Annotated in this window: 6 protein-coding genes and 1 tRNA gene; 2 read left to right on the top strand and 5 right to left on the bottom strand. The window is 62.5% G+C overall.

Annotated elements, in window-relative coordinates:
- Positions 1-188: 188 nt before the first annotated feature.
- A tRNA-His gene (locus tag VHD36_20950) sits at positions 189-262 on the bottom strand.
- A 101-nt stretch (positions 263-363) separates the two neighbouring features.
- Positions 364-1,179 (bottom strand): glycerophosphodiester phosphodiesterase family protein, encoded by an 816-nt coding sequence (locus VHD36_20945; protein HVU89811.1) that lies wholly within the window; start codon positions 1,177-1,179, stop codon positions 364-366.
- 131 nt (positions 1,180-1,310) lie between these two features.
- On the opposite strand from VHD36_20945, the gene VHD36_20940 reads away from it, so the two are divergent.
- Together VHD36_20940 and VHD36_20935 are read left to right on the top strand one after the other, a co-directional pair.
- On the top strand, positions 1,311-2,258 hold the full coding sequence (locus tag VHD36_20940) for a cobalamin-binding protein (protein HVU89810.1): 948 nt from the start codon (positions 1,311-1,313) through the stop codon (positions 2,256-2,258).
- 118 nt (positions 2,259-2,376) lie between these two features.
- Complete coding sequence (locus VHD36_20935; GenBank protein ID HVU89809.1) at positions 2,377-3,741, top strand: arylsulfatase; 1,365 nt, start codon at positions 2,377-2,379, stop codon at positions 3,739-3,741.
- A 16-nt stretch (positions 3,742-3,757) separates the two neighbouring features.
- Here the strand turns inward: VHD36_20935 and VHD36_20930 are convergent, their stop codons facing one another.
- From VHD36_20930 to VHD36_20920, 3 genes are all read right to left on the bottom strand, one after another.
- On the bottom strand, positions 3,758-5,116 hold the full coding sequence (locus VHD36_20930) for an amidohydrolase family protein (GenBank protein ID HVU89808.1): 1,359 nt from the start codon (positions 5,114-5,116) through the stop codon (positions 3,758-3,760).
- Between the two features lie 31 nt (positions 5,117-5,147).
- A complete protein-coding gene (locus VHD36_20925) occupies positions 5,148-5,738 on the bottom strand; it encodes a DUF1801 domain-containing protein (protein ID HVU89807.1) in 591 nt (196 codons plus the stop codon).
- Between the two features lie 133 nt (positions 5,739-5,871).
- Positions 5,872-9,189 carry an amidohydrolase family protein gene (locus VHD36_20920; GenBank protein ID HVU89806.1) on the bottom strand — a complete coding sequence of 1,106 codons (3,318 nt, stop codon included), beginning with the start codon at positions 9,187-9,189 and terminating at the stop codon, positions 5,872-5,874.
- Between the last annotated feature and the right edge of the window lie 33 nt (positions 9,190-9,222).

The following is a 9,222-nucleotide window of genomic DNA, read 5'->3' as shown; positions in this document are numbered from 1 at the left end:
GAACTCAACGGGCTGCGACATCGCAGGGATGCGATGGCAAAATGTCGACGTAAGTCGTTATTTTGCGAGCCGTGCGAAGCTTTGCTTCGCACTTGGCGAGGTTGAAAAAAGCCACGAGGGCTTTTTTCAACAGGCTGCTAGATCATGTCGAGGACGTCGGAGGGGGCAGTACGCATGCTTGAGAAAGGGGTGGCTGAGGGGACTCGAACCCCCGACATCCAGAACCACAATCTGGCGCTCTAACCAACTGAGCTACAGCCACCGTCTGGAAGCCCGGAATATAATCCTGCGGAAAATAGGGGTCAACGCCGCCTCGGCGCGGCCACATACCGAGCTTTCGCCCCTTTGGCGGGCAGGAACGGCCTATTTACCGCCGGCGCTCGCCCCCGCGGCTTCCTCGCGCACCTGCTTCTCTACCTTCAAGAAGACATCGCCGTGGTCCAGGTTCACCAGGTCGGCCTTGCGCTCGACAATCTGGCGAAACGCCTCGGGATCTTTCTTGGTGGAGAGAATCATGATCTTCAAATCCCGCTCCCGACAGGCGTGGACCAGTTCGTCGGTCATGTTCCGCAGCGATGTTTCGACGATGTTGGCCCGATACCGCTCGGCCGCCTCGCGCACGTCGGCCACGTTGCTGACGTTTACCTTCAGCGGCAGCTCTTTGTCGAGCTGGCGAAATTCCAGGGCCCGCTCCGGCCGGTCGAACCAGAAGAAGCAGTCCTTTTCCATGCCGACGTCATAGACCAGCTTGATGAGCGCCGGCAGGTCGGCGTGCTTGACGTCGAAATAGACCTTGATGCGCCCCTTGATCGCCCTCAGGTACGGCTCCAGCCGCGGAACCTTCTCGCCGGCGAATTCTTTGTCGAACCAGCTTCCGGCGTCCAGCGCGTCGATCTGGTCGCTGGTGAGTTGAAAAAGGAAGCCCTTGCCATTAGTCGTGCGGTTGACCCAGGGATCGTGCAAGATGTACATCACGCCGTCTTTGCTGGTACGGACATCGATTTCGACGTACGCCACGCCCCACTCGATGCACAACTCGGCCGCGGCCAGGGTGTTTTCCGGCGCGTATTCGTTGGCGCCGCGATGACAGACGACTTCGACGGCGCTGGCCTTTGCGCCCAGCGACAGCAGGCATACGCAAAGGGTCGTCATTATGACGCGAACATGGCGATAGCTCATCGTCCTTGTGCTCCGATTTTTTCGGCCGCGGGGCTGGTCCAGCTCGTGCGCTACTGCCATCATTGTGCGCAGTGATCCGCCCGAACGAAAGAAGCTCGTTCGGCTCCAGGTTGTTCCTCGAGAGCTCTGCCGTGTCCGATTCGCCCCGCCGCATCGCGTCGCTGTTGGCCAGCGGCACCGAGATCTTGTACGCCCTGGGGCTGGGCGAGCGCGTCGTGGCCGTGAGCCACGAATGCGATTTCCCGCCCGCCGCCCTCGGCAAGCCGCGCGTGACGACCAGCCATGTGGCCGCGCCCACGAGCGCCGAGATCGATAGCCAGGTGCGCGAAATGCTGGCGGCCGGACAGGCGCTCTACGCCATCGACGCGGCCAGGCTTGTCGAGCTCGCCCCGGATTTGATTGTCACGCAGGCTCAATGCGACGTGTGCGCGGTGAGATACGAAGACGTGCTCGCGCTCGTGCGCGACGAGCCGGCGCTGCGCAGAACGCATGTCGTGGCGCTCAATCCCATGACGCTCGCCGATATCTTTGCCGACATCCGGCGCGTGGGCGAAGCATGCGGCGCATCCGATGTTGCTCAAGAATATGTCGCCAGCCTCGAACGCCGCGTGGCAGCAATCCGCGCGAAAACCATCGACCTGTCGATTGACGACAGGCCGCGCGTCGCGGCCATCGAATGGATCGAACCCCTGATGCTGGCCGGCAACTGGATGCCCGAGTTGTTGGAACTGGCCGGTGGGCGTCAGCCACTCGCGGGGCATGGTCGGCACAGCACATACAACTCCTGGCGGGACGTCGTCGACTTCGACCCGCAGGTGCTGCTGGTCATGCCGTGTGGCTTCGACCTGGCCCGGGCCGTGGACGAGTCAGATTCACTGGCGCGCCAAGCGGGCTGGAGCGATTTGGCGGCCATGCGCGCGGGGCGCGTGTTCGCGCTTGACGGCAACGCCTACTTCAATCGCTCCGGTCCACGGATCGTCGACAGCCTGGAAATCGTGGCCGCACTGGTGCATCCCGAGCTGTTCGGCATTCCGCCGGAAGTGCGCGATGGGATTCGCGTCTGGCAGCGGATTGCTTAGTCTTGGAATGTGTTAAAAGGCGCTGCGCGAGGATCGAATGCCAGGTCTCCACGATCGTACACCGGGGCTTTCCGCAAACCGACGTGTTTGTCGCGCGCAACTGGCGCTCATTCTACTGTTGACGTGCAGTGTCCTCGTTTCGGCGCCGCGGTTTTGTCGGGCCGGGCCGGACGCGAACTCAGCGGCTCGGCCGAATATCGTATTCATCCTGGCCGATGACCTGGGCTATGGCGACCTGCGCTGCTACGGGCAGCGCGAGATCAAGACGCCAAACCTCGATCGGCTGGCCACGCAGGGCATGCGTTTCACCAATTGTTACGCGGGGAGCACGGTCTGCGCGCCGTCGCGCTGCGCGCTGATGACCGGTGTGCACAGCGGCCACGGCCGCATTCGTGGCAATGGCGAAGTGCCGCTTGCGCCTGGCGATGTTACCGTGGCCAAAGTGCTAAAAGGAGCCGGCTACGCGACAGGTATCTTCGGCAAATGGGGACTCGGCGAAGCCGACACCACGGGCGTGCCCAATGCGCAAGGCTTCGACGAGTGGTTCGGGTACCTGAATCAACATCACGCCCATAATTACTATCCAGATTTTCTGTGGCGCAACGGAAATCGCGAAGCGATCGCCGGCAATGTGGTGGCGAATAACGTGGCCAGCACGAAGGCCGTTTACTCGCAAGACCTGTTCGTGCGAGAAGCCCTCGATTTTCTCGATCGCCACGAAGGCGATCGTTTCTTCCTGTACCTGCCCTTCACCAGCCCACACGCCAATAACGAGGCGGGCAAGCAAGGCATGGAGGTCCCCAGCGACGAGCCATACAGCGACAAGCCCTGGCCGCAGGCACAGAAGAATCACGCGGCGATGATCACCAGGCTCGATCGTGATATCGGCCGCGTTCTCGATCGGTTGCACGAACATGGGCTCGACGAGCACACGATCGTTTTCTTTTCGAGCGACAACGGGCCGCACAAGGAAGGGGGCGCCGATCCGACGTTCTTCCATAGCTCCGGCCCTTTACGCGGCATCAAGCGCGATCTGTACGAAGGGGGTATCCGCGTGCCGATGATCGTCCGCTGGCCGGGACACGTGCCGACCGGCACGACGAACGACCTTCCTTGGGCCTTCTGGGACGTGTTACCCACGCTGGCCGAATTGACCGGCGCGCAGGCGCCGCCGGGCCTCGACGGAATTTCGGTCGTGCCTGCGCTATTAGGCCGTGAGAAAGCCGGTCGCGATCAGTCGCGGCACGAGTATCTGTACTGGGAGTTCCATGAGCGCGGCTTCAAGCAAGCCGTGCGCGCCGGCGACTGGAAGGCCATCCGCTTCGGCGTCGGCGGCCGCGTCGAGCTGTACGATCTGTCCAAAGACCTGGGCGAAACGACCGAAGTGGCCAAGGATCATCCGGACATCGTCGCGCGGCTGACGGCGTATATGGATCAAGCGCGGACGGAATCGGCGGATTGGCCGCTACCGCGCGAGAAGTAAGCGCGAGCCAAATGAGCTACGGATTCTGAATTCCCTGCCGGCGGTACTTTTCCTTGTACTTTTCCCACAGCCGTTTGTGGCGATCATTCAACGATACTTCCCGCCCCTGGATATAGGCCGCCGTGACGTGCGTGGGGATGTCTAAGGGGTCGCCGGTCGTGACGATCAGCGTGGCGTCTTTGCCCACCTCGAGCGCGCCGATGCGATCGTCGACTCCCAAGAGCTTCGCCGGGTAGAGCGTAACGGCTTTGAGCGCCTCTTCCGGCGGCAGCCCGTGCGCCGCGGCGGTGCCGGCGTGGTGCGGCAGGTTGCGGACGTTGGCGGGCGAAGCGCCGGACGAACCGCCGATGACGCCGCCGATGCAGAACTTGATACCAGCGGCGTGTAGCCGCGCCGGCACCGTAAACGGCGAATCGTACGGGTCGCTGCGCCGCCGCGGCAAACGATGCACGCCGGCCACGATCACCGGCACGTCGTGTTTCTTCAACAACTCGGCGCAGGCCGGCGCGTCGTATCCGCCGACGATCACGAGGCGTAGCTTCTCCTGTTCGGCGAAAGACACCGCGGCTTGAATCTGCTGCGTCTCTTCGGCGTCGATGAAAGCCGGAATCTTTCGTTCCAGCACCGGGATCATCGCTTCCCAGCGGGCGTCGAACTCAGGAACCGCGCCCTTGCCTGCGGCGCTCGCTTCCTTGGCCGTGGCGTAGGCCCGGGCGTCGGCGAAGGCCTGGCGGATGGCCTTGAGCGACTTTTCGCGATTCTGCGTCTGCGCTGCGCCCGTCTCTTCGATCCACCACGCTTCGACGGGAGCCATTTGCGGCCAGTTGATATGCAGCGCCACGCCCGGCTTCAGACACATGTCCTCCCAACTCCAGCCGTCGAGATGCATGCAGGCCGATTGCCCAGTGAGCAGGCCGCCGTTGGGCACCGTCAACACGGTAAGGATTCCGCCCGAGCGCCCGACGGGAATCAATTCGCTGTCCGCGTTAAACGCGACCTGGGCTTTGACGTTGGGATTGATCTCGCCCGTCTCGGCCAGGTCGCGCGTGCCGCGGACCGAGGGGATTTCGATCAGGCCTAGCTGCGAGTTGGCATCGATCAAGCCGGGATAGACGTGCTTGCCGGCAACGTCGATGAAGTGCGCCTCGGCCGGCACGGCGATCCCTTTCTCGATGAGCGTGATCTTCCCCTTGTCGAACACGAGCGTGCCGTGCTCGATCGCGGGTCCGCTGACGGGATGGATCGTGCCGCCGACCAGAGCGATGGCATGCGACTGCGGCGCGCCGGGGACCTCGGGCGAGGCGTGCGCGCGATCGATCGATCGGGCCGCGAGAACACCGATCGCAAGCAGGGTCAAGAGTCGATATCGGCTCACAAATCTTCTCCCGATGTTGTTTCTTCTGCACCTAATCATTCAATCCCTTGCCCTTGAGAATCTGCGGCACGCACTTCGTGACCCGGGCCGCGCGCGTTTTGGACTGCTTGGCTGCCGCGAAGTGCAGGAGGTAACCTCGCTGCCTTCCCGGCGTCAAGGCCTCGAAGGCCGTTTTCAATTTGGCGGACGCGTCCAGCTTGTTTTGAAACTCTTCGGGCACGGCGAAGTCGGCGGTCTTTTTCAATTTGACTTTCAATCCCGCCTTTTCTGCTTCGATCGCTTCGTGGATGTAGGCTCGCAAGACGGTTTTCATCTTCGCGATGTCGCTCGCGGCGGTGAAACGAATCTGCCGACCGGCCTGCACGTTTCCAAATTTGACGAGAATGTTTTGAGGATCTTTCAGCAGCGCGCCTTTAAAAAACAGCAGCGCACAATACTCCTTGAAACCGTGGATCAGCACGACGTTTTTGCCGTTCATCGTGTAGCAGGGATGGCCCCACTTCAGTTCTTCGGTCAGTTCCGTGGCGAGACAGATCTGCCTGAGCTTCTCGAATTCCGGCAGCCACCGTTTTTCCTTGCGCAGGTAGCCGTCTACTTTGAGATTTGCGGTGGTTTTCGTCATGACGCCTTAATCTGCGGACCGCGGTCGTTTTTACCTTCTTGTGGTGCGGCCGTCTCGGCTGCACTTCTGCTTAAATCTGTCGATTGGCCGGCACGCACATGCGCACGCGATCGATGAATAGGGCACCCCATTCTTAATGCCCGTGCTCGTCCTCACCGTGATGGCAGAAGAGATCCTCGCGCGGCCATAGCTCGGATTCGCGTTTTTTCTCGTCGTCCGGTCCGGCCGTCGATTCGCCCGAGCTGAGCACGCGCTGCACGAGCGCCGCGCGTAGCTTGGCGGCGTCATCGCGGGCTTGCTGGTCCTCCTGGCGATCGAAGTATCGCCGACCGTCGATCCACGTTTGTTCGCACCGCCCGTAGGTCGAAAGGGGAGAAGCACTCCACACGACCAGGTCGGCATCCTTGCCCGGCTCGAGCGAGCCCACCCAGCGGTCGATACGCAACTGCTTCGCCGGGTTCAGCGTGACGAACTTGAGCGCCTCCTCGGGCGACACGCCGCCGTATTTCACGGCCTTGGCAGCCTCGAGATTCAGTCGCCGCGCCAACTCGGCGTCGTCCGAATTGAACGACACGACGACCCCGGCGTTGTGCATCAGTGCACCGTTGTACGGAATCGCGTCGAAGACTTCGAACTTGAAGGCCCACCAATCCGAAAAGCTGGATCCCCCGACGCCGTGCCTGGCCATCACGTCGGCCAGCTTGTAGCCTTCGAGAATGTGCTGGAGCGTCGCGATCTGCACGCCGAACGCTTCGCAGGTCCGCAACAGGGCCAGGATTTCGTCCTGCCGGTACGAATGGCAATGGATCAGGCGCTTGCCCTCGACCACCTCGGACAAGGCCTGCAATTCCAGATCCGTGCGCGGCGGCAGGCCCGTCTTGGTGCGATTCCACTCGTCGTGCGCTTGCCGATATTGCTGGGCGGCGCGAAACGCGTCGCGCACCAACTGCTCGACCCCCATGCGCGATTGCGGGTAGCGATTGTTGGCGCGCTCGCCCCAATTGCTTTGCTTGACGTTCTCACCGAGCGCGAACTTGATCCCCTGCGGGGCCGCGGCGAATTTCATTTCTTCAGGCCCCGCGCCCCAGCGGAACTTGAGTACCTGGTTTTGCCCACCGATCGTGTTGGCCGATCCGTGCAGGATGTTCGAGCTAGTCACTCCGCCGGCCAACTGGCGATAGATGTTGATGTCGTTGGGGTCGACGAAATCGCCGACGCGCACTTCGGCCGTAATCGTCTGGCCCGACTCGTTCACGCCGCCGTCGGTGGCGATGTGCGAATGGCAATCGATGATGCCCGGCGAGATGTGCTTGCCGGTGGCGTTAACGATCATGGCGCCATCGGGCGCGGCCAGTCCGACCCCGACCGCTTTGATCTTCCCTTTTTCGACCAGGACGTCGGCGTTATCGAGACGTCCCTGCGGACCGCTGGTCCAGACGGTGGCATTGCGGAACAGCACAAGCGCCGGTTGCTCGGGCGGCGCCTTGCGACCGAACTCGCCGAGCGGGTAGTTCACCTCAGCCAGTGCCCGCACAGGCTTCTTCGGCTTGTCGGATTTTTCTTTTTTCTCAGCGTCTTTTTCCTTAGTGTCTTTTTTGTCGCCGTCTTTGTCGTCGGCGTCGGACTTGTCGGCGTCCTTTTTCTCTGTCGATTCTTTGTCACTGTCGGATTGGCCCGCGTCGGCTTTTTCGGCGTCGGGTTTCTCAGATTCATTGGCCGACTTATCGCCGGCCTTCTTGTCGGCTTTGTCGTCTTTCGCTTCTGCCGATTCATCGCTTTCCGAGGGCGCAGCGGGTTTTTCGCGCTTGGCCTCGGTCTGTGTCTTTTCACCGGCGGGCCAGACAATCGAACCCAGCCAGCTAAGCTCCGGGGCTGCGTCTGCCGTCGCGGCGGCGGCTTGTGCGATGGTGGCCGAGAGTTGCAGCACACCTTCCAGGCCCAGCGGCTCTCCTTTGAACGACGCCGTGAACTGCCAACCAGCTAGGGCCGGATTCACAAGCGCCGTCGATTTGTCGCCACGCTTGATCTTGCCGGAGAGTTTGGTGGGCGATCCCTTGATTTCCAGCGAGAACGTCTCCTTCGCGCCGTCAGGTTTGGTGACCTCGACGTTCCAGGTGCCGCGGATGTCGACCGCTGGTGCGGCTTCGACTTCGTAGCGGCGACCATCGATCCAGGTTTCCAGCACCTTGCTCTTCGCCTGTAGCAAGTCGCCCGAGGCCACGACGATGTTGGCTGCCTTGCCGGGCTCGAGCGTGCCGAGCCGGTCAACCACGCCAAACATTTCAGCCGGCGCTGTCGTCAGGGCCCGTAGCGCCGCGTCGGGCTTCAGTCCGCGCTCTACGGCTTTGCGGACCGCGCCCAAAAGCGCGCCGGCATCCTTGAGCCCACGCGTCGTGAAGGCGAATTTCACGCCGGCTTCGGCCAGCCGCGCCGGATTCTCAGGCGCCATGTCCCATTGCATCAACCGCTCGAGCGAGACGTTCGCCGCCGCCTCGGGCGTGGCGACATTCGGCGCCTTGGGGAAATCGAGCGGCACGATCACCGAGCGCTTCGTGGCGACAATATCTCCTAGCCGGCGGTACTCATCTCCCGACCCGCGCACAATCACGTCGAGGCCGAATTCCTTTCCGATCCGATCGGCGCGGAGAAAGTAGATTTCGTCCCCGGCATCGATCACCACCGGATGCTTGCCCCCCAAGTAGCCGCGCAGCGCGGCCAGCGCATCGCTGCGTTCGGGGCGCGGCAGGTCTTTGTTGGCCGCGTAAGCATCCCAGGCCTGGCCATACCAGCCCGCGTCGTAAAACGCCTGGCGCGCAAGCGCGTAGGCTCCCATCGGCGAGTTCGGGTAGGCGCCGCCGCCACGCGCTGTCGTGAGCTTGGCGTGCAGCGCGACCTGCTCTTTCAAGATCGTCTCGCGGCCGCCCTCGTCGGCCGTGGTTACTAGCGCGCTTGTGCCTTTGACGATGCCAGCCGAAGGAGCGACCAGCCGCACGGCCACGCCTTGAGAACGATACTTGCGATTGGCATCAGCGTCAGCGGCATAGATCGAGCCCGCGGAGACCTGCGGTACGATGTTCTGATTCCAATAGCCGGCGCCCGATTTGTCGTTCGCTACGGCGCGCGAAGCATCGGCCGGCAACTCGCTGTAGGCGTCGATGAAGCCTGCATAGATCGTCTTGCCACGGCCGTCGTGTACCTGGGCGTCGGCCGGCGGCGTGATCTTGTCCCCCACCGCCACGATCACACCGTCGCGAAAGACGATTGTGCCGCTATCGATCGTGCGCTCGGGCGAGACGACGATTTTCGCGCCCGTGATGGCGTGCGTCGTCAGCGCCGGCTCGCGCAGGCCGGGAAAGGGTGCCAACCGCGGGGCAGCCCGAGCCGGGCCGTGGTCATTGAGGAGGAAAATCGACAGAGCGAGGAGCAGACCGCTTCGCAACAGGTTCTTCATGATGCCAATCGCGGATGGAAAGAGTCGGGTCCA

This window comes from Pirellulales bacterium (assembly GCA_035546535.1).
Taxonomy (GTDB): Bacteria; Planctomycetota; Planctomycetia; order Pirellulales; family JACPPG01; genus JACPPG01.
The sequence above is the reverse complement of the archived record's forward strand: the minus strand, read 5'-3'. Positions and strand labels throughout refer to the sequence as shown.

What these genes read in the sequence shown, in the direction of transcription:
- VHD36_20925 (HVU89807.1), bottom strand. Translation starts at nt 5,738, where the DNA reads ATGACGAAAACCACCGCAAATCTCAAAGTAGACGGCTACCTGCGCAAG.
- VHD36_20945 (HVU89811.1), bottom strand. Translation starts at nt 1,179, where the DNA reads ATGAGCTATCGCCATGTTCGCGTCATAATGACGACCCTTTGCGTATGC.
- VHD36_20920 (HVU89806.1), bottom strand. Translation starts at nt 9,189, where the DNA reads ATGAAGAACCTGTTGCGAAGCGGTCTGCTCCTCGCTCTGTCGATTTTC.